The sequence below is a fragment of the Burkholderia sp. B10 genome (assembly GCF_004368385.1).
Taxonomy (GTDB): domain Bacteria; phylum Pseudomonadota; class Gammaproteobacteria; order Burkholderiales; family Burkholderiaceae; genus Burkholderia; species Burkholderia vietnamiensis.
In genome coordinates, this window is the sequence record NZ_PQMX01000037.1 from 1 (window position 1) to 25,266 (window position 25,266).

Consider the following 25,266-nt stretch of genomic DNA (forward strand, 5'->3'; position numbering starts at 1 on the left):
CCAGCAGCCCAGTGCCTGAAGTGCCTTGCGATCGAGCAATTGCTTCTCCTGACGTCCTTAAAGTCAGGCGTCAGGTTACGCAATCGCTCTAAAACCCTCCACGGTTTCCTACGATGAACCTTTTTTTTGCACGGCGATGAAGGCGGTGCGAACGACGACGCGGCCGGGCGATAGACTCGCAGTTGACGCGGTAGACTGCGCTGTCGGGGAAACTGCGGCGTTCGGCCGCAGGTGTCGGCGTTGCGTCGGCAACAGGCAAAAAAAAGCGCCACGGAGACCGTGGCGCTAAAAAAGTTCTAGCCATTCCGAGGGCCGTGCTAGAACCTGAGAGACTGCGCGAAACACCGTAGCGAGTTAAACTCCTGAAACGATGTTTCGAAAACGTGAGACATTCTTTCCGTTTCCGGCCGCCAAGTCAAGCGGTATTTGCACCGGCCTCTTCACTTTCCGGCAATAGTGAGTTGGCGGTTTCCCCAGTAAACCCAAGGGTGAACCCGTAAAATGTCATACGATGAACGATTCACCCATGGAACATGCATGTTTTGACAATCATCGTACAATTCTAACAAAATTGAAATCGAGTTTCGGAAATAGAGAGAACCGCACGTGTCGACATCTGTAACGCCTCCTGCGCCCCGAGATCGCGAATCGTCGCCGGACGAGATCACCGCCCTCGCGCGCGGTCTCGCCGTGCTGCGCCGCATCGCTGCGGCCGACGCCCCGGTAAGCAATCGCGAGCTGACCGAATTGACCGGTATCCCGAAGCCGACGGTATCGCGCATCACCGCGACGCTCGTCAGCGCCGGCTTCCTGTTCCAGCTGCCCGACAGCGAACGCTTCGTGCTGACGGCGTCCGTCCTCGAGCTGAGCCACGGCTTCCTGCGCAACTTCGACATTCGCGCACGCTCGCGGCCGTTCATGATCGAACTGGCCGAACGCACGTCGCTGTCGGTGCACCTCGCGGTGCGCGACCGGCTCGACATGGTCGCGATCGACGTGATCCGGCCGCGCTCGGCGGTGCTGGTCACGCGTCTGGAAATCGGCTCGCGGATGGACATCGCGCGCACGGCGGTCGGCCGCGCGTATCTCGCGGCGCTCGAGGACGACGAGCGCGACACGCTGCTCGACGCGCTGCGCGCGACGGCCGGCGACGACTGGCCGCTCGTGTCGGCGCGCCTGAAATCCGGCCTCGACGAAGCGCTCCGCGACGGCCATGCGCTCGCGGTCGGCGAGTGGCGCGAAGGGCTGAACGCCGTGGCGGCCGGGTTCGTCGGGCCGTCCGGCCAGCGCTATTCGGTGAACTGCGGCGGCGCGTCGAGCCAGTGCTCGCCCGAATGGCTGCAGGAACACGTGGTGCCCGCGCTGCACGAATGCATCGCGAAGATCACGCGCGAGATCGGCGGCTCGCCGGCGCGGCGCAGCGTCGTGTAATCGATTCGTCATCGTCGCGTCGCGTTCTTCGTGTGCTGTAACGGCCGTAACCCGTTGAAAGATGGGCCACTGGACTGTAGCGGGGACGGCACGTAGGATCATGCCCATCGTCGCGCCGCAGCCGCGGCGCACAATGCGCTCTTTCCCGCGCGGATCTGACGGGCCGGACCGAGCCGGCCCCGCCGGCGCTGCATGCGCACGCGCGATCGGCGCGATCGGCGCATTCGCCGCGTTTACCGCGTGTACGGCGCCTACCGGCACGCCGCGCCGCCTTCCCGACAGAACACGATGGACAACCAACCCAAGCCCACGCCCCCTTCGAAGGACCCTGCCCCCACTGCCGCACGGCGCCCGCGCCGCACGCTCGCGATCGGCACGCTCGCGGTCGTCATCATCGGCGGCCTGCTGTGGTGGCATCCGTGGCGGCGCACGCCCGCCGACGCAACCGGCGCCGCCGGCCCGGCGTCCGGCGCGATGGCCGGCGGCGACCATCGCGGCCGCGGCGGCCCCGCTGCGATGGCGAACGTGCCGCAGCCCGTGTCGGTCGCAACCGCGACGCAAGGCGAGATGCCGATCGTGCTGTCCGCGCTCGGCACCGTGACGCCGCTCGCGAACGTCACCGTCAAGAGCCAGTTGTCGGGCTACCTGCAGTCGGTCGCGTTCCAGGAAGGCCAGATCGTGAAGAAAGGCGACCTGCTCGCGCAGATCGACCCGCGCCCGTACCAGGTCTCGCTCGAGAACGCCGAAGGCACGCATGCGCGCGACGCGGCGCTGCTCGCGACCGCGCGTCTCGATCTGAAACGCTATCAGACGCTGCTGTCGCAGGACTCGATCGCATCGCAGACGGTCGACACGCAGGCGTCGCTCGTCAAGCAATATGAAGGCACGGTGAAAACCGACCAGGCCGCGATCGACTCCGCGAAGCTCAATCTCACGTACGCGCGCATCACCGCGCCGGTCGCGGGCCGCGTCGGCCTGCGTCAGGTCGACGCCGGCAACTACGTGACGCCGGGCGACACGAACGGGATCGTCGTCATCACGCAGCTGCAGCCGATCAGCGTGATCTTCACGACCTCGGAAGACAACCTGCCGGCGATCCTCGAGCAGGTGAACGCGGGCCGCAAGCTGTCGGTCACCGCCTACAACCGCAACAACACGGTGCCGCTCGAGACGGGCTCGCTCGAGACGCTCGACAACCAGATCGACACGAGCACCGGCACGGTGAAGCTGCGCGCCACGTTCGCGAACGCCGCGGGGCGGCTGTTCCCGAATCAGTTCGTCAACACGCGGCTGCTCATCGACGTGATCCGCAATGCGACGATCGTGCCGACCTCGGCGGTGCTGACCGGCTCGATCGGCCAGTTCGTGTACGTCGTCAAGCCCGACAACACGGTGACGGTGCGCAAGGTCAAGACCGGCCCGGTCGACGGCGAACGCACGAGCATCGTCAGCGGCGTCGCGCTCGGCGAGCGCGTGGTCACCGACGGCTCCGATCGCCTGCGCGAAGGCTCGAAGATCTCGATCCCCGCCGACAAGCCGAACGGCGCGTCGGGCGCACATGGGGCCGGCGCGGCAGCGGGTGCGTCGGGGGCTTCAGGCACAACCAGTGCATCGGACGCATCGCGCACGGGCGCCCATCGCGGCGGCCACCACACCGGCGCGTCGCACGCAGCGGCCGCGTCGGCCCCGTAACGCACGGGCCGCTCGATGAATCCATCCCGCCTGTTCATTCTCCGGCCGGTCGGCACTGCGCTGCTGATGGCCGCGATCATGCTGGCCGGCCTCGTCGCGCTGCGCTTCCTGCCGCTCGCCGCGCTGCCCGAAGTCGACTATCCGACGATCCAGGTCCAGACCTTCTATCCGGGCGCGAGCCCGGAGGTGATGACGTCGTCGGTCACCGCGCCGCTCGAGCGGCAGTTCGGGCAGATGCCGTCGCTGAACCAGATGTCGTCGCAGAGCTCGGCCGGCGCATCGGTGATCACGCTGCAATTCTCGCTCGACCTGCCGCTCGACATCGCCGAGCAGGAAGTGCAGGCCGCGATCAACGCGGCCGGCAACCTGCTGCCGTCCGATCTCCCTGCCCCGCCGATCTATGCGAAGGTGAACCCGGCCGACGCGCCGGTGATCACGCTCGCGATCACGTCGAAGACGCTGCCGCTCACGCAAGTGCAGGACCTGACCGACACGCGCCTCGCGATGAAGATCTCGCAGATCGCGGGCGTCGGCCTGGTGAGCCTGTCGGGCGGCAACCGGCCGGCCGTGCGGATCCAGGCGAACCCGACCGCGCTCGCGAAGTACGGGATGAACCTCGACGATCTGCGCACGACGATCTCGAACCTGAACGTCAACACGCCGAAGGGCAATTTCGACGGCCCGACGCGCGCCTACACGATCAACGCGAACGACCAGCTCACGAGCGCCGACCAGTACAACGACGCGGTGGTCGCATACAAGAACGGCCGCCCGGTGATGCTCACCGACGTCGCGCAGATCGTCGCCGGCTCGGAGAACACCAAGCTCGGCGCCTGGGTGAATGCGGAGCCGGCGATCATCCTGAACGTGCAGCGCCAGCCGGGCGCGAACGTGATCGCGACCGTCGACGCGATCAAGGCGCAGTTGCCGAAGCTCCAGGAGACGCTGCCCGCCGCGCTCGACGTGCAGATCGTCACCGACCGCACGACGATGATCCGCGCCGCCGTGCGCGACGTGCAGTTCGAGCTGCTGCTCGCGGTCGCGCTGGTCGTGCTGGTGATGTACCTGTTCCTCGCGAACGTGTACGCGACGCTCATCCCGAGCCTGTCGGTGCCGCTGTCGCTGATCGGTACGCTGGCGGTGATGTACATGGCCGGCTTCTCGCTGAACAACCTGTCGCTGATGGCGCTCACCATCGCGACCGGCTTCGTCGTCGACGATGCGATCGTGATGATCGAGAACATCGCGCGCTACGTCGAGGAAGGCGACTCCGGGCTCGAGGCCGCGCTGAAGGGTTCGAAGCAGATCGGCTTCACGATCATCTCGCTGACGGTGTCGCTGATCGCCGTGCTGATCCCGCTGCTGTTCATGGGCGACGTGGTCGGACGCCTGTTCCACGAATTCGCGATCACGCTCGCGGTGACGATCGTGATCTCGGCGATCGTGTCGCTCACGCTCGTGCCGATGATGTGCGCGACGCTGCTGCGCCATTCGCCGCCGCATGAAAGCCATCGCTTCGAAGCGCGCGTGCATCGCGCGATCGACTGGGTGATCGCCCGCTACGCGGTCGCGCTCGAATGGGTGCTGAACCGCCAGCGCTCGACGCTGGTGGTCGCGCTGCTCACGCTCGCGCTGACCGCGCTGCTCTACGTGTACGTGCCGAAGGGCTTCTTTCCCGCGCAGGACACCGGCGTGATCCAGGCGATCACGCAGGCGCCGCAGTCGATCTCGTACGGCGCGATGGCCGAGCGCCAGCAGGCGCTCGCCGCCGAGATCCTGAAGGATCCGAACGTCGAGAGCCTCACGTCGTTCATCGGCGTCGACGGCACCAACATCACGCTTAACAGCGGCCGCATGCTGATCAACCTGAAGGCGCGCGACGCGCGCAGCGAGTCGGCCGCGCAGATCATTCGCGACCTGCAGCGGCGCGTCGCGAACGTGACCGGCATCTCGCTGTTCATGCAGGCCGTGCAGGATCTGACGATCGACTCGACCGTGAGCCCGACGCAATACCAGTTCATGCTGACGAGCCCGAACCCCGAAGAGTTCGCGACCTGGGTGCCGAAGCTCGTCGCGCGGCTGCAGCAGGAAGCGTCGCTCGCCGACGTCGCGACCGATCTGCAGAGCAACGGGCAGTCGGTCTACGTCGAGATCGACCGCGCGAGCGCCGCGCGTTTCGGCATCACGCCGGCGACCGTCGACAACGCGCTGTACGACGCGTTCGGCCAGCGCATCGTGTCGACCATCTTCACGCAGTCGAACCAGTACCGCGTGATTCTCGAATCGGAGCCGCGCGAGCAGCATTACGCGCAGTCGCTGAACGACATCTATCTGCCGTCGGCCGGCGGCGGCCAGGTGCCGCTCGCGTCGATCGCGACGTTCCACGAACGGCCGTCGCCGCTGCTGGTCGCGCACCTGTCGCAGTTCCCGTCGACGACGATCTCGTTCAACCTCGCGCCGGGCGCGTCGCTCGGCGAGGCCGTGAAGGCGATCGGCGCGGCCGAGCACGACATCGGCCTGCCCGGCTCGTTCCAGACGCGCTTCCAGGGCGCGGCGCTCGCGTTCCAGGCGTCGCTGTCGAACCAGCTGTTCCTGATCCTCGCGGCGATCGTCACGATGTACATCGTGCTCGGCGTGCTGTACGAGAGCTACATCCATCCGATCACGATCCTGTCGACCCTGCCGTCGGCCGGCGTCGGCGCGCTGCTCGCGCTGATGATCACCGGCCACGACCTCGACATCATCGGCATCATCGGCATCGTGCTGCTGATCGGCATCGTCAAGAAGAACGCGATCATGATGATCGACTTCGCGCTCGAAGCCGAGCGCGTCGAAGGCAAGCCGCCGCGCGAGGCGATCTACCAGGCGTGCCTGCTGCGCTTCCGGCCGATCCTGATGACGACGCTCGCCGCGCTGCTCGGCGCGGTGCCGCTGATCGTCGGCGCCGGCGCGGGCTCCGAGCTGCGCCAGCCGCTCGGCATCGCGATCGCGGGCGGCCTGATCGTGTCGCAGGTGCTGACGCTGTTCACGACGCCGGTGATCTATCTCGGCTTCGACAGCCTCGCGCGCCGGACGCGCGGCTGGTTCGAGCGGCACGGCCCCGGCGCCGGCAAGCGGACCGGTGCGTAAGCGATGAACCTGTCGCGCCCGTTCATCACCCGCCCCGTCGCGACGACGCTGCTCGCGCTCGGCGTCGCGCTCGCGGGGCTGTTCGCGTTCATCCGGCTGCCGGTGTCGCCGCTGCCGCAGGTCGACTTCCCGACCATCCTGGTGCAGGCGTCGCTGCCGGGCGCGAGCCCCGAAACCGTCGCGACCAGCGTGACGAGCCCGCTCGAGCGGCATCTCGGCTCGATCGCCGACGTCAGCGAGATGACCTCGACCAGCACCGTCGGCAACGCGCGGATCGTGCTGCAGTTCGGGCTGAACCGCGACATCGACGGCGCCGCGCGCGACGTGCAGGCCGCGATCAACGCGGCGCGCGCCGATCTGCCCACGTCGCTCAAGAGCAATCCGACCTACCGCAAGGTCAACCCGGCCGACTCGCCGATCATGGTCGTGGCGCTGACGTCGGAGACGTCGTCGCCGGCGAAGCTGTACGACGCCGCGTCGACGGTGCTGCAGCAGTCGCTGTCGCAGATCGACGGGGTCGGCCAGGTGGCGATCAGCGGCTCCGCGAATCCGGCCGTGCGCGTCGAGCTCGAGCCGCAGGCGCTATTCCACTACGGGATCGGCCTCGAGGACGTGCGGGCCGCGCTCGCGTCCGCGAACGCGAACAGCCCGAAGGGCGCGATCGAGTTCGGCCCGACGCACTACCAGCTCTATACCAACGACCAGGCGTCGCGCGCGTCGCAGTACAGCGACCTGGTGGTCGCGTACCGCAACGGCGCGGCCGTGCGGCTGTCCGACCTGTCCGACGTCGTCGATTCGGTCGAGGATTTGCGCAACCTCGGGCTGTCGAACGGCAAGCGCGCGGTGCTCGTGATTCTGTACCGCTCGCCCGGCGCGAACATCATCGAGACGATCGACCGCGTGAACGCGGCGCTGCCGCAGCTCACCGCCTCGCTGCCGGCCGACATCACGGTCACGCCGGTGCTCGACCGTTCGACCACGATCCGCGCGTCGCTGAAGGACACCGAGCGCACGCTGCTGATCGCGATCAGCCTGGTCGTGATGGTCGTGTTCCTGTTCCTGCGCAACTGGCGCGCGACGCTGATTCCGAGCGTCGCGGTGCCGATCTCGATCGTCGGCACGTTCGGCGCGATGTACCTGCTCGGCTTCTCGATCGACAACCTGTCGCTGATGGCGCTGATCGTCGCGACCGGCTTCGTCGTCGACGACGCGATCGTCGTGCTCGAGAACATCACGCGCCACATCGAGAACGGCAAGCCGCGCTTGCAGGCGGCGTTCGACGGCGCGCGCGAGGTCGGCTTCACGGTGCTGTCGATGAGCCTGTCGCTGGTCGCGGTGTTCCTGCCGATCCTGCTGATGGGCGGCATCGTCGGGCGGCTGTTCCGCGAATTCGCGCTGACGCTGTCGCTCGCGATCGGCGTGTCGCTCGCGGTGTCGCTCACCGTCACGCCGATGATGTGCGCGCGGCTGCTGCGCGAAGCGCACGACGTGCACGAGGAAGGCCGCATCGGCCGGTTCCTCGAGCGCTGCTTTGCGCGGATGCAGCGCGGCTACGAGCGCACGCTGTCGTGGGCGCTGCGCCGCCCGCTGCTGGTGCTGCTGATCCTGTTCGCGACGGTCGGGCTGAACGTGTATCTGTACATCGTCGTGCCGAAGGGCTTCTTCCCGCAGCAGGACACCGGGCTGATGATCGGCGGCATCCAGGCCGACCAGTCGACGTCGTTCCAGGCGATGAAGCTGAAATTCTCGGAGATGATGCGCATCGTGCAGGGCAACCCGAACGTGAAGAGCGTCGCGGGTTTCACCGGCGGCTCGCAGACCAATTCGGGCTTCATGTTCGTCACGCTGAAGGACCGCACGGAGCGCAAGCTGTCGGCCGATCAGGTGATCCAGCAACTGCGTCAGCCGCTGTCGCAGGTCGCGGGCGCGCGCACGTTCCTGCAGGCCGCGCAGGACATTCGCGTGGGCGGCCGGCAGAGCAACGCGCAGTACCAGTTCACGCTGCTCGGCGATTCGAGCGCCGAGCTGTACAAATGGGGGCCGCTGCTGACCGAAGCGCTGCAAAAGCGCCCCGAGCTCACCGACGTGAACTCCGATCAGCAGCAAGGCGGCCTCGAGGCGATGGTGACGATCGACCGGGCGACGGCCGCGCGGCTCGGCATCAAGCCTTCGCAGATCGACAACACGCTGTACGACGCCTTCGGCCAGCGCCAGGTGTCGACGATCTACAACCCGCTGAACCAGTACCACGTCGTGATGGAAGTCGCGCCGAAGTACTGGCAGAGCCCGGAGATGCTCAAGCAGGTGTGGATCAGCACGTCGGGCGGCAGCGCCAACGGTTCGCAGACGACCAACGCGACGGCCGGCACCTTCGTCGCGACGGCGGCCGGCACGTCGAGCGCCGGCACGGCCGCGACCAGCGCCGCGGCGATCGCGGCCGATTCGGCGCGCAACCAGGCGCTGAACGCGATCGCGTCGAGCGGCAAGTCGAGCGCGTCGTCGGGCGCCGCGGTGTCGACGTCCAAGTCGACGATGATCCCGCTGTCGGCGATCGCGACGTTCGGCCCGAGCACGACGCCGCTGTCGGTCAACCATCAGGGCCTGTTCGTCGCGACGACGATTTCGTTCAACCTGCCGCCCGGCGTGTCGCTGTCGCAGGCGACCCAGGCGATCTACGAGACGATGGCGCAGATCGGCGTGCCGCCGACGATCGTCGGCAGCTTCCAGGGCACCGCGCAGGCATTCCAGCAATCGACGAACAACCAGCCGATCCTGATCCTCGCGGCGCTGCTGGCCGTCTACATCGTGCTCGGCGTGCTGTACGAGAGCTACATCCATCCGATCACGATCCTGTCGACGCTGCCGTCGGCCGGCGTCGGCGCGCTGCTCGCGCTGCTGCTGTGCAAGACCGAGTTCAGCATCATCGCGCTGATCGGCGTGATCCTGCTGATCGGCATCGTGAAGAAGAACGCGATCATGATGGTCGACTTCGCGATCGACCAGACCCGCCACGCCCACAAGTCGTCGTTCGACGCGATCCACGAGGCGTGCCTGCTGCGCTTCCGGCCGATCATGATGACGACGATGGCGGCGCTGCTCGGCGCGCTGCCGCTCGCGTTCGGTCACGGCGACGGCGCCGAGCTGCGCGCGCCGCTCGGGATCGCGATCGCCGGCGGGCTGATCATGTCGCAGGTGCTGACGCTCTATACGACGCCGGTCGTGTATCTGTACATGGACCGACTGCGCGTGTGGAGTGAGAAGCGGCGCGGACGGCGCGGCGATACGGGTGGGCCGGCGGTGGCTGGGGAGTGAGGGGTGTGGGTGGTTGGCTCAGGTGATCGCCGTAAGCCGTCCGCGAAAGGCGTCGTGATCGACGGGGCGATGCAGGTGGGCTGACCGTGGCCGGCGAATGAGCCGTGCAAGCGGTCGGCTCCGGTGATCGCCGCGGGCCATCCACGAAAGGCGTCGTGATCGACGTGGCGATGCAGGCGCGCTGACCGTGGCCGGCGAGTGAGCGGCGCAAGCGACCTGCGCAGACCATCGGCGTAGGTGGTCCGCGCGGGGCAACGGTGCGGGAAAACGGCGGCACCGGCACCGACGTTCCCCCGCCGAACTGCCGAACCGCCGCTATTCCCCGTTATTCGCTCGCAGCTGCCGTCTTGCGCGGGCGACGTGCGCGCGGCGCCGTCTTGCGGGCCGGTTTCTTCGGCTTCGCTTCGCTCGATGCTTCACCCGTCGCCTCGGCAGCCGCTTCGGCAACCGGTGCGGCCGCTGACGGTTCACGCGGCGTCGCGCCGCTCGCCGGCGCAACGGGCTCACCCGATGCCTGCGCTACGCGCCGGTCGTCGTCGTGCGCGGCGCGCGCGTGCTGGCGGTCGGCATGCCTGGTATCCGCATGCTCGGGGTTCGCGTGCTGGTCTCGGCCATGCCTGTCGCCGTCGTGCGTCGCGTCGTCGGGCTTCGCTTCGCCATGGCGGGCAGCGCCCTTCGCATCACCGCCCTTCTTCGCGCCGGCCTTCTTCGCGGCGCTCTTGCGTGTGCGCTTGCGACCTTCCTTCGCGTCGCCATGCGTATCCACCGCCTCCACCGCTTCGCCGGACGCCGTGCTTTCGGCCGCATCAGCCGCCTGCGCCGCGACGATCGCCGCTTCGTCGACGAACTCGACGGCGGCTGCATCGTCCGCATCCGCGTGCGTGCTCTCCGGCACCCCCGCATGAGCGCCGTGCCCGCGACGGCGCGGCTCGCGCGCGGGCTGTACAGCGTCGCGCCCGCCGTGACCATGGTGCCCGCCCGCCTCGCGCGTGGCCGCCGGCTCCGCCGCAACGGGATGCCGCGGCCGCGACACGAACGCGCCCGACTTGTCGTCGCGCCCCACTTCGAGCAGACCGCGCGCCTGCGCTTCGTCGAGCAGGTTGCCGAACGCGCGGAAGCCGTAGTACGACTCGTTGAAGTCGGGCTTGCGGCGCTTGATCGCGCTCTTGAGCACCGACGCCCAGATCTTGCCGACGTCGTCGCGCTCCGACGCGAGCGCATCGAACGTCTCTACCGCGAGCGCGATCGCCTCGCTGCGCCGCGCTTCCAGCTCCGGCTTGCGCGACGGCTCGTCCGCGCGCTTCGCGCCGCCGTTGCCGGTACGCTGCTGCTCGCGCTTGGCGAGCGCACGCTGCTGCTCGCGCACCAGGTCGTCGTAGAAAATGAATTCGTCGCAGTTCGCGACGAGCAGGTCCGACGTCGACTTCTTCACGCCGACGCCGATCACCTTCTTCGCGTTCTCGCGCAGCTTCGACACCAGCGGCGAAAAATCCGAGTCGCCGCTGATGATGACGAACGTATCGACGTGCGACTTGGTGTAGCAGAGGTCGAGCGCATCGACGACGAGCCGGATGTCGGCCGAATTCTTGCCCGACTGGCGCACGTGCGGGATCTCGATCAGCTCGAAGCTCGCCTCGTGCATCGACGCCTTGAAGCCCTTGTAGCGCTCCCAGTCGCAATAAGCCTTCTTCACGACGATGCTGCCCTTGAGCAGCAAGCGCTCGAGCACGGGCTTGATGTCGAATTTCTCGTACTTCGCGTCGCGCACGCCCAGTGCGACGTTCTCGAAGTCGCAGAACACGGCCATGCTGATGTTGTCCAGGGGTAATGCCATGTGTACTCCAACCGGTTGGCCGCCGCGTTGTACTGCATGGCGGCGAAAAATGCATCGCGCACATGATAGCCGGTCGGCGGCCCGATTCCGCCATTCGCGCGTGCAGCCGCATCGAGCGGCGCGCTGCCGCGGCGGCTCGCCGGCGCGCGGCCAGCGGTACAGCCCCAATTACACGCGCGCCGCCTGCGCAATTCGACATACACTTGAGTAACGGTCGTCCGTCCCTATCTGGAAGGATGACGCATCGAGCAAGGAGCGGTTTCATGACGACGAAGGTACTGCTGATTGGCGCCACCGGCCGCACGGGCCAGGCCTGCGCGGATCTGCTGCTCAAGCAGCCGGAATTCGAGGTGACGGCGCTGGTGCGCCGGCACGGCTATGCGCTGCCGGGCGCGAAGGTCGTCGAGGCCGACCTGACGGGCGATTTCTCGCACGCGTTCCAGGGCATCACGCACGTGATCTACGCGGCCGGCTCGGCCGAAGCGGAAGGCCCGGCCGAAGAGGAGCAGGTCGATCGCGACGCGGTCGCGCGCGCCGCCGACTATGCGCTCGCCTGCAACGTGCAGAAGCTGGTGGTGATCAGCTCGCTGACCGCGTACTGGCCCGAGCGCAGCAGCGACGCCCTGCGCCATTACTCGCAGATGAAGCACGAGGGCGACGAGCGCGTGATCGCGTCGGGCATCGACTACGTGATCCTGCGCCCCGGCCCGCTCGCCGACGGCCCGGGCGTCGGCAAGATCGCGCTGGCCGAGGAGCCGCTCGACTCGCCGCCGCCCGTGTCGCGCCAGGACGTCGCCTGGGCCGCGATCGAAGCGATCAAGCTCGGCATTTCCCGCAAGGTGATCGGTTTCGTCGGCGGCAGCGTGCCGATCGAGCAGGCGCTGCGCGCGTAAAGCGCGCCGTGGCCGTGACCGGGTGCGGGCGGGCGCGCAGCCCGTCGCACCGGCGCCATGCGTCGTGGCCGGGTTTCGCATTGCATCGCGCGTTTCGCGCCGCCCGGACACGCGATTTCCTTCAACAGGCGCTCGCGCTCGCGTGCGGCCGCGACGTCGATTACCGCCGGCCCGCCGCGCCGCCGCACACCTTCGGCGCGATGCCTACTGCTTCGGATGAGCGTCGGCCCACGCCTTCACCGCCGCGAGCGTATTCTCGACGTGCTTGTCCGGCGACAGGCTCGTGTACTCGTAGAGCACCTTCCCTTCCGGCGAAATCACGTACGACACGCGGTTGGCGCGATCGAGCGCGGGCAGCTTCGCGTCGTATTCGCGGATGATCTTCGCGTCCGGATCGGCCGCGACTGGGAATTTGCTGCGGCACTCGCTCACCGAGAACTTCGTCAGCGTGTCGATGTTGTCCGCCGACACGCCGATCACCGTCGCGCCGTAAGCCTTGTAACGATCGACCGCGTCCGCGAACGCGTGCGCCTCGATCGTGCAGCCCTTCGTGAACGCGGCCGGGTAGAAATACAGCACCACCGGCCCACGCTTGAGCGCATCGGCCAGCGTGTACGTGTACGTCTTGCCGCCCAGCGACGCCTGCGTCGTGAAATTCGGCGCCCGTTGGCCCGGTTTCAATTGTGCGTGCGCAACCAGCGCATGGCCGGCCACCAGCGCCGCTGCCGCGGCGCCCAGCAATAGTTTTCGCTTCATCTGCGTCCTCATTTCTTATAAAGTCGGCCTCGATGCAGGCCATGCCGGCGTTCGCCTGCCGAACACCGGAGGTACGACCCGGCGCGGCACGTAGTCTCAGCCCCGGCCGGACGGTTAAAGATTTCGCGCAGGCTGCCGTTATTCCTTCCGGACAACCGGTTCCAGCCCTTCACGTCAGCGAGACACATGGAAGCCAACAGGAAACAGACGCCACTCAAGGGCTCCTGGCGCAACGCCTTGCATACGCTGCGCCGCTTTGCCTGGTCGGGCGGCGCGCTGATGCCTGCGCGCGCCGGCACGCCGCGGCGCGACGATACCGTGCGCGACTGGCTGGAACAGACGGTGGGCACGGTCGATTTCCTGGCGCACGTCGATCGCGAATTGCGCTTCCTGTACGTGTCCGACGCCAGCCTGCGCTTCATCGGCTATCACCGCGACTACCTGCACACGCTGACGCTGCGCGACCTGATCGCCGAACAGGATACCCCGGCGCTCGAAGCGCTGCTCGCCCGCGCCGCGCGCTCGGGCCAGGTCGAGAAGACGACGCTGTGCATCGTCAAGTCGCTCACCTACCCGCTCGACGTCGAGATCCGGGCGTTCAAGAGCCGCCACCACGGCGTCGACGGCTTCGCGATCGCCGCGTTCGACGTATCGGCGTGGCGCGCGCTGGAGGCGCGTCTCACCTACGAGATGCATCACGACCCGATGACGGGGCTCGACAACCTGTCCTCGCTCGTGCCGGCGCTGATGCGCGCGCAGCAGGCCGCCGACGAGTCGGGCACCTGCGCGGCGCTGCTGCTGCTCGACCTCGACGACTACCAGCGCATCAACCGCGCACTCGGCTACGATGCCGGCGACGTGCTGCTGCGCGAGACGGCGAAGCGGCTGCAGGCGCTGATGTCGCCGGACGAACAGCTCGCACGCGTGGCGAGCGACAAGTTCGCGGTGGTGCTGACCGCCCCCGACCGCGCCCGCGCGAGCAGCGCCGCCGACGCGCTCGCGCGCCGGCTGCAGGCCGCGGTGCGCGAGCCCTACGTGCATCAGGGGCAGACGGTCCACCTGTCCGCGAGCATCGGCATCGCGCTGTACCCGGACGAACGCACGGCATCGCACCGCGCGCAGCATCACAGCCCGCTGCTGCGCCGTGCCGATCACGCGCTGTCGCAGGCGAAGGCGTCGGGCGGCAATGCGCTGTCGTTCCACGCGCCGGTCGACGATCCGGCCGACGCCGAGCGGCTCAAGCTCGAAGCCGACCTGTACGACGGCGTGCGCAACGGCGAATTCTCGCTGCACTTCCAGCCGATCACGCGCAGCCAGTCGGGCGCGGTGGTCGGCGTCGAGGCGCTGATCCGCTGGCGCCATCCGCTGCACGGCCTCGTGCCGCCGGTGACCTTCATTCCGCTCGCCGAATCCATCGGCCTGATCAACTATCTCGGCAACTGGGTGCTCAAGGCCGCGTGCATGCAGCTCGTCGCATGGGACCGCCAGGGGCTTCCGCTGCAGTACGTGGCGGTCAACGTGTCGCCGCAGCAGTTCCGCGACCCGCGCTTCACGCAGAGCGTGCGCGAGGCGATCGCGCTGACGGGCATCGACCCGCGGCGCATCGTGCTCGAGATCACCGAGAGCCTGCTGATGCACGACCCCGCGCAGGCCAAGGGCCTGCTCGAGGAGCTGACCGAACTGGGCATCCGCTTCGCGATCGACGATTTCGGCACCGGCTACTCGAGCCTCGCGTACCTGCAACGCTTCCCGCTCGCGAAGCTGAAGATCGACCGCAGCTTCGTCGAGAACCTGCTGACCTCGCGCAACGACCGCGCGATCGTATCGGCCGTGGTCGGCCTCGCGCAGACGCTCGATCTGGAGCTCGTCGCCGAAGGCGTCGAGACCGAGGCGCAGCGCGAGCTGCTGACCGAGATGGGCTGCAACCACATCCAGGGCTGGCTCGTGTGCCAGGCGCTGCCGTCCGAGGAACTCGCACGGCGCTTCGAGGCGCAGCAACTGCGCCTTCACGCCGCCTGACGCGCACGCCGAACCGGACAGATTCCCGTATGTCACTCACCGCACACCTGCCCCGCACAGCGCTGCTCGACAAGCTGTGGGCCCGGATGAACGAACGCGGCGACTTCCCGCTGCTGTCGGAATCGCTGCGCACGACGATGGCCGCGATGAAGAACGACGAGCTCGACTTCACCGCGCTCGTGCGCGTCGTGCTGTCCGATTTCGCGCTCACGCAGAAAGTGCTGCGGCTCGCGAATTCCGCCATGTACATGGCCTTCGGCGGCAACATCACGACCGTCACCCGAGCGCTGATGGTGCTCGGCATGGACACCGTCGGCCATCTGGTCGTCGGGCTGAAGCTGGTCGACCATTTCCACCAGAGCACGCCGCGCCGCATCGACGCGAAGCTCGAGCTGAATCGCGCGCTGCTGTCCGGCTGCGTCGCGCGCAAGCTGACCGAGCATGCGGAGCTGCGCGGCGGCGAGGAAGCCGTCGTCTGCACGCTGATGCGCCAGGTCGGCAAGCTGCTGGTGGTCTGCTATCTCGACAGCGAATGGGACCGGATTCGGCGCCGCGCGGCCGAGCTGGACGGTGACGACGAGCGCGCCTGCGTCGACGTGCTGGGCGTCAGCTTCGAAGCGATCGGCCTCGAGGCGGCGGCCAGCTGGCGGCTGCCCGACGTGATCCGCGCCGGGATGGCCAATGGCGACGACGACGTCGAGCCCGACGAGATGGACGACGACGCCGACGACCTCGACGACGAGCGCCGGTTCGCGCCGGACACGCGCGCCGACGAAGGCGAGGAGCGCGTGCGCTGGCTGCGCGCGGTGAGCCGCTGCTCGACCGACGTCGCCAGCGCGCTCACCACGCCCGCCGGCCCGCAGCGCGACGCGCACATCGCCGCGCTCGCGCAGCGCTACGGCGCGGCGCTCGACATCGAAGCCGACGCGCTGGTCGAAATCGCCGACCGGCTCGCACGCGAGGAAGCGAGCGACACCGTGATGCGCGAGATCGTCGAGCTGCGCGCGAATGCCGACGCGATCGCCCGCGCGCAAGGCCAGCCCAAGGCATGCATCGAAGCCGGCCTCGCGGACCTGCGCGCGCTGCCGTCCGAACACGTGCTGACGCCGGTGCTCGCGCTCGCGTCGGAAAGCCTGCTCGCGGGCCTCGCGTTCACGCGCACGGTGATGTTCGTGCGCCGCGACGACGGCATCTTCGCCGCGCGCCTCGGCTTCGGCCCGGGCGTCGATGCAGCGCTCGACCGGCTGCAGTTCACCGAGCGCTTCGAGCCCGACGTCTTCCATCTGGCGATCACGAACTCGGTCGGCATCTTCATCGAACAGGCGCAGGACCCGAAGATGGCGAAGCGCCTGCCCGCGTGGTACGTCGACGCGCTGCCCGATGCGCGCGCCTTCGTGCTGCTGCCGGTGCGCGTCGGCACGACGAGCGTCGCGCTGCTGTACGGCGACTGGGCCGGCGCGCAGACCGCGCGCAAGATCACGCAGCAGGAGATGAGCGTGCTCAACGAACTCGCGCGCGAGCTCGCGCGGTTCTTTCCCACGCAGCCCACACCGGCGACGTGACGCGGGCACGGCGCCCGCAACGCGCCGCGCCCAAAAGCAAACCGGCCGCGAACGCGGCCGGCTGCATCGTGCGACGGATCGAAACGCTTACTTGAGCGTCACCGGCACGCTGAAGTATTTCTTCGCGAGCGTGTCGATCGTGCCGTCGGCCTTCAGCTCCTTGAGCGCCTGATCGAGCGCGGTCTTCAGCGCCGCGTCGTTCTTGCGCAGGCCGAAGCCGACGCCCGAGCCGAGAATCTCGGCATCGCTGACGGTGCCGCCCGCGAATGCGAAGCCCTGGCCTTGCGGCTTCGACAGGAAGCCCTTCGCGCCCGCTTCCGAATCCTGGAACGTCGCGTCGAGACGGCCCGACTTCAGGTCGGCGTATGCGAGGTCCTGGGTCTGGTACGGCACGACTTCGACGCCGGCCGGCGCCCACTTCTTCTTCGCGTAGGCTTCCTGGATCGTGCCCTGCAGCACGCCGACGCGCTTGCCCTTCAGCGCTTGCGGCGTCGGCAGCAGGCCGCTGCCCTGCTTCGCGATCAGCTGGTTCGGGATCGTGTAGATCGGATCGGTGAACGCGACCGCGTGCTTGCGCTGCTCGGTGATCGTCATGTCCGAGTTGATCGCGTCGAACTTGCGCGCCTGCAGCGCCGGAATCAGCCCGTCGAAGTCGTTCTCGACCCACACGCACTTGGTTTTCAGCTTCGCGCACACCGCGTTGCCGATGTCGATGTCGAAGCCGGTCAGCTTGCCGTCGGGCGTCTTGTATTCGAACGGCGCATACGAGGCCTCGACGCCGAACCGGATCTCCTTCAGATCCGCGGCCATCGCGCTGCCTGCCGCCACGACCGATGCTGCCACGACCGCGTGCGCGGCCAACTTACGCCAAACCAACTTCATCAGGTGTTCTCCTCGATACTCGAATGTTCCGGAACCACGGCGCATGCATCATGGCAGCGCCGGACCACTACCACCATCCCGATGCCGCGCGTTGATGCGGCGCAACAGCCGCAAGGCCGCGATTGTACCAATCCGCGCCGCCCGCGACGGCAAAGCGGCGGCGGCCGCGCGGCGCCGGCGAACGCGCAAGACGATGTCGCTGTCGCGCAAGCGCGACACGCGGACGCCGCCGTCGGTCACACGAGCGCGGCGAGCGTGTCGCGCGTCGTGTCGACGACCAGCAGCCCCGCGCGCAAGCCCGGCTTCACCGACGGATTCGGAAACACGATGCGCTCCTCGTCGTGCCTGACCGTGTAGCGGTAATCGCCGTCCTGCGCGAGCACGGTGCCGCGCGCGAACGCGGTGAAGTTCGCGACGTCGGGCGCGACGAACAGCTCGAGCGCGTCGCTGCGCTTCGTGATCTGGTCGATCACGGTGAACACGCGCGGCAGCGGCGCGTCGCCGCGGGCAGCGCCGGCGTCACCCTTGTCACCCACATCGCCGGCCGCGCGCGACACGAGCTGGCGTACCGCGCGGTCGGCCGCCGCGAAGCGCGACAGGTCGTTCTGCCCGAACGGGCGCACCTTGCCGAGCTCGAGCGTGCATGCGAGCGCGCCGCATTGCTCGGCCGTGAAATGCGAATACGTATTGCCCTTCGCGGTATGCAGCAGCACGGCCGCGATGCGCGCGTCGCCGAGCCATTCGATCATCGCGCGGGTCGGCGGCGTGCCGGTGTGCGGCAGCAGCGCGAACTGCTCGAACACCGATGCGCGGATCGCCGTATGCATGTCGATGTGCCAGCGCGTGCCGCCGGCCGGCGCGGCCGCGAAGAACGCGGCGGCCGCCGCTTCGAGCTGCTGCGCACGCGGCGCCTCGCGGCTCGCCGGCAGTTGTGCGTGACGGCCGCCGAACAGGCGGTTCAGGTCGTCGTCGAGATAGCGCTTGCCCGCGCGCATCGCCGGCACGTTGCCGAGCACGACCAGCAGCCGGCAGCCGAGCGCGGCCCTGCCCGCCGCGAGATCGCGCACGAGCAGCGACAACAGCTCGATCGGCGCGGTCTCGTCGCCGTGCACACCGGCCGACACGAGCACGCTCGCGCGGGCCGCCGCGCCGGCCGCGGCCGGCTCGAGCGCGAGCAGGCCGTCGCCGAGCCAGCGCCAGCGCAGCGCGCCGCCCGCACACACGCCGTCGCGCTCGGCCGGCGTGCGGCCCGCGAGCGTGAACGCGAGGAAATCGTCGAGCAGCCCGGCAGCCGCCACGCGCGACTCAGCGCTGGAAGTCATACAGCGAGCCCACCCGCAGGATCTGCGTGAGTTCGTCGAGCGCCGTGCGCGATTCGTCGAGCAGCGCCGGATCGGCGAGGTCTTCCGGGGCGATACGGTCGCGATAGTGCGTGTCGATCCACGCGTCGAGCGACGCGAACAGCGTGTCGTTCATCCACACGTTCGACGTGACGGCCGCGCGCTCGGCCTCGGTCAGCACGACGCGCAGGCGCAGGCACGCCGGGCCGCCGCCGTTCTTCATGCTTTCGCGCAGGTCGAACACCAGCACGTCGCCAATCGGCCCGTTGGCCGCCGCGAGACGATCGAGATAGGTGGCCACGTTCGCGTTCTCGCGGCATTCCTGCGGCACGACGAGCACTTGCGAGCCGTCCGCGCGCGACAGCAGCTGGCTGTTGAACAGATACGACGTCACCGCGTCGTTCACGCTCACGGCCGCGTCGGGCACCTCGATCACGTTCAGCCGCGCGCCGCGCGCGGCGAGCGCGGCCGTCAGCGTGTCGTACACCGCCTGCTTGTTGACGAATGCACGCTCGTGCGTGAACAGCGTGTCGCGGTTGCCGACCGAAATCACGTCGTTGTGGAACACGCCCGCATCGATCACGTCCGGGTCCTGCTGCGCATAGACGGTCGCCGTTTCGTCGAGACCGTGGCGCTGCGCGACCGCGCGGCTCGCCTCGAACGTCTGCCGCGCCGGAAAGCGCTTCGGCTCCGGCCCGCGGCGATATTCGGCGCGGCCGTACACGAAGAACTCGACGCCCGGCTTGCCGTATGCCGCGCAAAAACGCGTATGGTTCGCCGCGCCTTCGTCGCCGAGCGCCGGCGTGCCCGTCAGCGCGTCGTGCACCACGAAGCGCGCGGGATCGGCGAACAGCGTCGACAGCGTGCGGCGCGTCGCCTCGTGTTCGATCGCGCGATGCAGCTTGCTGCACAGGTTGGCCGGCGTGAAGTGGACGCGGCCGTCGGCGGTGTCGGCCGACGGGCTGACGGTCGCCGCGTTCGCGGTCCACATCGCCGACGCCGAGCTCGCCGCGGCGAGCAGCTCGGGCGCCTGCTTCGCGGCCTTCGCGATCACGTCGGCGTCCTTGCCGGAGAAGCCGAGCTCGCGCAACAGGCGCAACGACGGCCGCTCCTGCGGCGGCAGCACGCCTTGCGCGAAGCCGAGATCGGCGAGCTGCTTCATCTTGCGCAGCCCCTGCTTCGCGGCTGCCTTCGGGTTCGCGGCCGACTTTTCGTTGTTGAGCGACGCCACGTTGCCGAACGACAGCCCGGCGTAGTTGTGGGTCGGGCCGACGAGTCCGTCGAAATTGGCTTCTTGTGCGTTCATCGTCGTTCCCTCGTTCAGAAGTGCAGGCCCGGCGACAGGCTCGCGGGCAAGCTCAGTTGCGTGCTTTCGACCGATGCCATCGGATAGGCGCAATAGTCGGCCGCGTAATACGCGCTCGGCCGGTGGTTGCCCGAGCGGCCGGTGCCGCCGAACGGCGCGGCCGACGATGCGCCGTTGGTCGGCCGGTTCCAGTTGACGATCCCAGCGCGGATCGTGCGGCGGAACTGCTCCCATGCGTGCGCGTCGTCACTGAGCAGCCCGGCCGACAGGCCGAACGCCGTGTCGTTCGCGCGCTCGATCGCTTCGTCGAAGCGCGCGTAGCGCACGATTTGCGCGAGCGGGCCGAAGTGCTCCTCGTCGGGCAGGCGGGCGACGTCGGTCACGTCGATGATCGACGCGTTCACGAAGCCCAGGCGCGCATCGCGCTGCGTCATCTCGATGATCGGGCGGGCGCCCTGCTCGATCAGCCGCGCCTGCGCGTCGACCAGCTTCGCGGCCGCGCGCGTCGAGATCACCGCGCCCATGAACGGCTGCGGATCGGCGTCGAACACGTCGGCGGTGATTTTCGACGTAACGTCGACCAGGCGCGCGAGAAAGCGCTCGCCGTGCGCGCCCTGCGGCACGAAGATCCGCCGCGCGCAGGTGCAGCGCTGGCCGGCCGACAGGAACGCCGACTGGATCGTATGGTGCACGGCCGCGTCGATGTCCTCGACTGCGCCGATCACGAGCGGGTTGTTGCCGCCCATCTCGAGCGCCAGCACGATTTCCGGACGGCCGCCGAACTGCTTGTGCAGCAGCGTGCCGGTGTCCGAGCTGCCGGTGAAGAACAGGCCGTCGATCTGTCGATGGTTCGCCAGCGCGATGCCGGTGTCCTTCTCGCCCTGCACGAGGTTCAGCACGCCGGCCGGCAGCCCGGCTTCATGCCACACCTCGACCGTCGCGCGTGCCACGCCGGGCGCCAGCTCGGACGGCTTGAACACGACCGTGTTGCCCGCGATCAGCGCCGGCACGATGTGCCCGTTCGGCAAATGGCCGGGGAAGTTGTACGGGCCGAACACCGCGACGACGCCGTGCGGGCGATGGCGCAGCACCGCGACGCCGTCGGCCATGTCCTGGCGCTTCTCGCCGGTACGTTCGTGGTAGGCTTGGATCGAGATGGCGACCTTCGCGGCCATCGCCGCGACCTCGGTGCGCGCTTCCCACAGCGGCTTGCCGGTCTCGCGGCCGATCGCGGCGGCGAGCGCTTCCTTGCGTTCGGTGAGCAGCGCCGCGAAGCGCTGGACGATCTCGCAGCGCGCGTCGAAGTCGAGCGCCGACCAGCCGGCGAAGGCGCGGCGCGCGCTCGCGACCGCACGCTCGACGTCGGCCGCCGACGCACTGGCGCCTTGCCAGGCGATCGCGTCGGTGCCGGGGTTGCGCGAGGCGAACACGGGGCCCGAGCCTGCGACCCAGGCGCCGTCGATGAAGAGTTCCGTCATGATTCGTTTATCCCTGTTTGGCTTTGAGCGGCAGCACGCGGACCGGATCGCCGGCCTTCACGTCGAGCGCGGCGGCATCGTCGGCCGACAGCACGAACGATCCGTTCGCGACCACGCCCGGCGCGACGCCGACGCGGAAGTCGTGCAGCGACGTATTCGAGACCAGCGAGCGGCTCGCGTCGCCGAGCGCATCGGGCACGCCGATCGCGGCCGGCACGACCACGCTCTCGCGCACGGTGCGCAGGTCGTTGATGTGGCATTCGAGCACCGGGCCGGCATCGAAGATGTCGACGTGGTTCTGATAGCGCAGCCCTTCTGCTTCGAGCATCTTGCGGGCCGGCAGCGTGTCGCGGTGCGTGAGGCCGACCGCGTCCTGCGCGTCCTGCGGCAGCAGGTCGACGTACACCGGATAGCGCGGCATCAGTTCGGCGAGGAACGACTTGCGGCCGTGCGAGCTCAGGTAATCGGCCGCGTTGAAGTCGATCTGGTAGAAGTGCGAGCCGACGGCGCGCCAGAACGGCGACGTGCCGTCCTCGTCGAAGTGCCCGCGCAGCTCCGCGCAGATGCGTTCCGGAAAGCGCTCGCGGAACTGCGCGATGAACATGAAGCGCGAGCGCGACAGCAGGCCGCCGACGCCGCCCGTGCGATAGCGCGGGCTCAGGAACAGCGAGCACACTTCCGCGTAGCCGGTCAGGTCGTGCGAGATGTTCAGCGCGTGCATGCGCGTCCACACGCCGAGCTCCTGGCTCGCATGCACGACGGTGCTCACGCGATAGTTGTAGAACGGCTGCTCGAGGCCGACCTGCGACTCGATCCCGCAGACGCCCGCGATGTCGCCCGTCGTCGAATCTTCCATCACGAAGAAGTAGCCGGCTTCGCCCGGCGCGGCGCGGCCGTCGAGCGTGCGGCGCGAGCGTTCGATGCGCGCGGCGAGCGCGTCGCGGTCGGGCTTGAACGTGGTCAGGCCCGGCCCGGTTTCCTGCGCGAGCGACACGAGCGCGTCGACGTCGCCCGTTTGTACGACCCGAACGACGATCATGCTGCGTCTCCCTTCATGTCTTCATCGTCGCGGCGATGCAGCGGCACGCAGCGCACGACATCGCCATCCTTCACGTCGAGCGCCGCGCGCACGTCGGCGGCGAGCGGCGCGTCGGCGCCATGTGCGTCGGCCGCATCGGCCACGCCCGCGGGCAGATCGGCCAGCACGCAGCGGAACGCTTCGCCGCTGCCGCTCGACACCATGTACGCGACGTCGCCCTGCTGACGCGAGGCTTCGCGCACGGTGCGCTCGGCGGCGAACTTCACGCAGGCGGTGCGGTCGACCTGCGCGGTGAGCACGGGGCCCGCGTCGAAGATGTCGACGAAGCGGTCGGGTTCGAAGCCTTCCTCGAGGTGGATGTCGTACGCGAGCAGCGCCGATTCGTTCGGCTCGCCGAGTACGCGCTGCGCGGCTTCGGGCAGCAGCGGCACGTACAGCGGATAGGCCGGCATCACTTCAGCGATGAAGGTTCGGCTGCGGCCGCCCGATGCGATGTCGACGTCGGTGAAGTCGCGGCCGAAGAACTTGCGGCCCACCGCTTCCCAGAACGGCGAGGCGCCCGTGGCGTCGCTCACGCCGAGCAGCAGCGTGAAGACTTCGGGCGTGAAGCGGCGGCGGTTCGCGGCGATGTACATCATTCGCGCGCGCGAGATCAGGTGCGCGGCCGCGTCGCCGCGCAGCGACGGATCGACGTAGAAGCCGGCGAGCCGGCTCTTGCCGGTGAGCTCGTGCGACATCGTGAGCGCATGGATCTTGCGGTTCACGTGCAGCTCGCGCGACGCATGGATCAACGCGTCGTTGCGGAACGCGTAGAACGGTTCCGAGTAGCCGGCCGCGGCGACGATGCTCGCCGTGCCGAGCAGCTTGCCGGTCGATGAATCCTCGAGCACGAACAGGTAGAACTCTTCGCCGGCGAAGTCGACGTCGGCGCGAAACGAGTCTTCGGAGAGCGCCACGCGCGCTTCGAGCGCTGCGCGGTCGTGCGGCAGCGAGTGCAGGACCGGCTGCGCGGTGCGCGCCATCTGCGCGAGCGCATCGAGATCCGTGAGTTTGCCGGGGCGGACAAATAGCATCGTCGTTCCTGTCTGCGATGGGCGCGCCGCTCAGCGCGCGGTGGCTTCGTGGACCGCGAGCACCTGCTCGACCGCCTTTTCGAAGCGCTTCACGCCTTCGTCGAGCAGGTCGAACGGGATCACCAGCGACGGCACGAAGCGCAGCACGTTCGGGCCGGCGATCAGCATGATGAGGCCGTTGTCGGCGGCCGCGTTGACGAAGTCCTTCGCGCGACCGTCGAACGCCGCGGTCAGTTCCGCGCCGACCAGCAGGCCCTTGCCGCGGATGTCCTTGAAGATGCCGAAGCGTGCGTTGATGCGTTCCAGCGCGCCTTTCAGGCGCACGCTGCGTTCGCGCACGCCTTCGAGCAGCGCGGGCTCGGCGATCAGTTCGACGACCTTGTCGGCGATGGCCGACGCGAGCGGGTTGCCGCCGTAGGTGGTGCCGTGGACGCCGACCTTGAAGTGCGCGGCGAGTTCGTTGGTCGTCAGCATCGCGCCGATCGGGAAGCCGTTGCCGAGTGCTTTGGCGGTGGTGAGGATGTCGGGTGTGACGCCCGTATCCATGTACGCGTAGAAGTGGCCGGTGCGGCCGACGCCCGTTTGCACTTCGTCGAAGATCAGCAGTGCGTCGTTTGCATCGCATGCGTCGCGCAGGGCTTTCAGGAAGGCCGGATCGGCCGGGATCACGCCGCCTTCGCCCTGCACCGGCTCGACGATCACCGCGCAGGTTTGCGGGCCGATCGCGGCCTTGGCGGCTTCGATGTCGTTGAACGGCAGGTGTTTGATGCCGGCCGGGACGGGACCGAAGCCTTCGGAGTATTTCGGCTGGCCGCCGACGCTGACCGTGAATAGCGTGCGGCCGTGGAACGACTGGACGAACGAGACGATTTCATATTTGTCGGCGCCGTGGCGATCGAATGCGACGCGGCGGGCGAGCTTGAGTGCGGCTTCGTTGGCTTCGGCGCCCGAGTTCGCGAAGAATGCGCGGTCGGCGAAGGTCAGCGATTCGAGGCGTTTCGCGAGACGCAGGACCGGTTCGTTCGTGTAGCCGTTGCCGATGTGCCAGAGCTTGCGGCCCTGTTCGTCGAGCACCTTCAGCAGTTCCGGATGGCCGTGGCCCAGCGACGTGACCGCGATGCCGCATGCGAAATCCACGTACTCGCGGCCGGCCGTGTCCCACACGCGCGAGCCCTCTGCACGGTCCGGCACGAACGGCGCGGGGGAGAATACCGGCACCATCACTTCGTCGAATGTCTGGCGGGTCACGGTCGAGGTCGTCATGGTCGTTCCTTTCGGGTTCGTAAGAGGGTTCAACAGGTTCAAGTTTAGGTAAGGGCTGCGCAAGCGTCTTGCGGAATTGCGACGGGTTCTATCGGAAGCGGTTTTGTCGGGCTGACTTGCTGGTGGCGTTGGCGTTGGCGTGAAATACCTGTGATCGTGTCGGTCTATTAGCGTCGCCCCTGCGCGGGGCGGCGGTTACTTTTCTTTGTCTTGCCAAAGAAAAGTAACCAAAAGAAAGGCGCTCAGATAACGCATGA

Annotated in this window: 16 protein-coding genes; 7 read left to right on the forward strand and 9 right to left on the reverse strand. The window is 68.3% G+C overall.

Features of this window, described 5'->3' with window-relative positions; translation table 11 throughout:
• The first annotated feature begins 606 nt into the window (after positions 1-606).
• The 4 genes from C3Y15_RS18795 (at position 607) to C3Y15_RS18810 (ending at position 9,564) form a co-directional block, all read left to right on the forward strand.
• A complete protein-coding gene (locus tag C3Y15_RS18795) occupies positions 607-1,431 on the forward strand; it encodes an IclR family transcriptional regulator (RefSeq protein ID WP_011884053.1) in 825 nt (274 codons plus the stop codon).
• 288 nt (positions 1,432-1,719) lie between these two features.
• Positions 1,720-3,123, forward strand: coding sequence for an MdtA/MuxA family multidrug efflux RND transporter periplasmic adaptor subunit (locus tag C3Y15_RS18800; protein ID WP_045579498.1), 1,404 nt, complete (start codon positions 1,720-1,722; stop codon positions 3,121-3,123).
• A gap of 15 nt (positions 3,124-3,138) precedes the next feature.
• Positions 3,139-6,252: an MdtB/MuxB family multidrug efflux RND transporter permease subunit gene (locus C3Y15_RS18805; protein WP_059462928.1), complete on the forward strand. Its 3,114-nt coding sequence runs from the start codon at positions 3,139-3,141 to the stop codon at positions 6,250-6,252.
• A 3-nt stretch (positions 6,253-6,255) separates the two neighbouring features.
• On the forward strand, positions 6,256-9,564 hold the full coding sequence (locus tag C3Y15_RS18810) for an efflux RND transporter permease subunit (RefSeq protein ID WP_059475883.1): 3,309 nt from the start codon (positions 6,256-6,258) through the stop codon (positions 9,562-9,564).
• A 325-nt stretch (positions 9,565-9,889) separates the two neighbouring features.
• Here C3Y15_RS18810 and C3Y15_RS18815 read toward each other — a convergent pair whose 3' ends face one another.
• Positions 9,890-11,398 (reverse strand): NYN domain-containing protein, encoded by a 1,509-nt coding sequence (locus C3Y15_RS18815; RefSeq protein ID WP_069246189.1) that lies wholly within the window; start codon positions 11,396-11,398, stop codon positions 9,890-9,892.
• 263 nt (positions 11,399-11,661) lie between these two features.
• Here C3Y15_RS18815 and C3Y15_RS18820 point away from each other — a divergent pair, with 263 nt between their 5' ends.
• Positions 11,662-12,291, forward strand: a complete 630-nt coding sequence (locus C3Y15_RS18820) for an SDR family oxidoreductase (protein ID WP_014722761.1) — start codon at positions 11,662-11,664, stop codon at positions 12,289-12,291.
• A gap of 204 nt (positions 12,292-12,495) precedes the next feature.
• Here the strand turns inward: C3Y15_RS18820 and C3Y15_RS18825 are convergent, their stop codons facing one another.
• Positions 12,496-13,047, reverse strand: coding sequence for a peroxiredoxin (locus tag C3Y15_RS18825; RefSeq protein ID WP_069246188.1), 552 nt, complete (start codon positions 13,045-13,047; stop codon positions 12,496-12,498).
• Positions 13,048-13,326: 279 nt separating this feature from the next.
• On the opposite strand from C3Y15_RS18825, the gene cdpA reads away from it, so the two are divergent.
• Positions 13,327-15,066, forward strand: coding sequence for a cyclic di-GMP phosphodiesterase CdpA (cdpA, locus tag C3Y15_RS18830; protein ID WP_196480377.1), 1,740 nt, complete (start codon positions 13,327-13,329; stop codon positions 15,064-15,066).
• 29 nt (positions 15,067-15,095) lie between these two features.
• Complete coding sequence (locus C3Y15_RS18835; RefSeq protein ID WP_011884038.1) at positions 15,096-16,628, forward strand: HDOD domain-containing protein; 1,533 nt, start codon at positions 15,096-15,098, stop codon at positions 16,626-16,628.
• Between the two features lie 87 nt (positions 16,629-16,715).
• Here the strand turns inward: C3Y15_RS18835 and C3Y15_RS18840 are convergent, their stop codons facing one another.
• The 7 genes from C3Y15_RS18840 to C3Y15_RS18875 form a co-directional block, all read right to left on the reverse strand.
• Complete coding sequence (locus C3Y15_RS18840; RefSeq protein ID WP_011884036.1) at positions 16,716-17,510, reverse strand: ABC transporter substrate-binding protein; 795 nt, start codon at positions 17,508-17,510, stop codon at positions 16,716-16,718.
• 236 nt (positions 17,511-17,746) lie between these two features.
• Positions 17,747-18,808, reverse strand: coding sequence for a succinylglutamate desuccinylase (astE, locus tag C3Y15_RS18850; RefSeq protein ID WP_176025741.1), 1,062 nt, complete (start codon positions 18,806-18,808; stop codon positions 17,747-17,749).
• Between the two features lie 7 nt (positions 18,809-18,815).
• Positions 18,816-20,156 carry an N-succinylarginine dihydrolase gene (gene astB / locus C3Y15_RS18855; RefSeq protein ID WP_124260154.1) on the reverse strand — a complete coding sequence of 447 codons (1,341 nt, stop codon included), beginning with the start codon at positions 20,154-20,156 and terminating at the stop codon, positions 18,816-18,818.
• A gap of 14 nt (positions 20,157-20,170) precedes the next feature.
• Positions 20,171-21,634, reverse strand: a complete 1,464-nt coding sequence (gene astD / locus C3Y15_RS18860) for a succinylglutamate-semialdehyde dehydrogenase (protein WP_124260155.1) — start codon at positions 21,632-21,634, stop codon at positions 20,171-20,173.
• A gap of 7 nt (positions 21,635-21,641) precedes the next feature.
• On the reverse strand, positions 21,642-22,673 hold the full coding sequence (astA, locus tag C3Y15_RS18865) for an arginine N-succinyltransferase (protein WP_011884025.1): 1,032 nt from the start codon (positions 22,671-22,673) through the stop codon (positions 21,642-21,644).
• A complete protein-coding gene (aruF, locus tag C3Y15_RS18870; RefSeq protein WP_046422471.1) occupies positions 22,670-23,746 on the reverse strand; it encodes an arginine/ornithine succinyltransferase subunit alpha in 1,077 nt (358 codons plus the stop codon). Before aruF ends, astA begins: the two co-directional genes overlap by 4 nt.
• 30 nt (positions 23,747-23,776) lie before the next feature.
• Positions 23,777-25,009: an aspartate aminotransferase family protein gene (locus tag C3Y15_RS18875; protein ID WP_046422469.1), complete on the reverse strand. Its 1,233-nt coding sequence runs from the start codon at positions 25,007-25,009 to the stop codon at positions 23,777-23,779.
• Between the last annotated feature and the right edge of the window lie 257 nt (positions 25,010-25,266).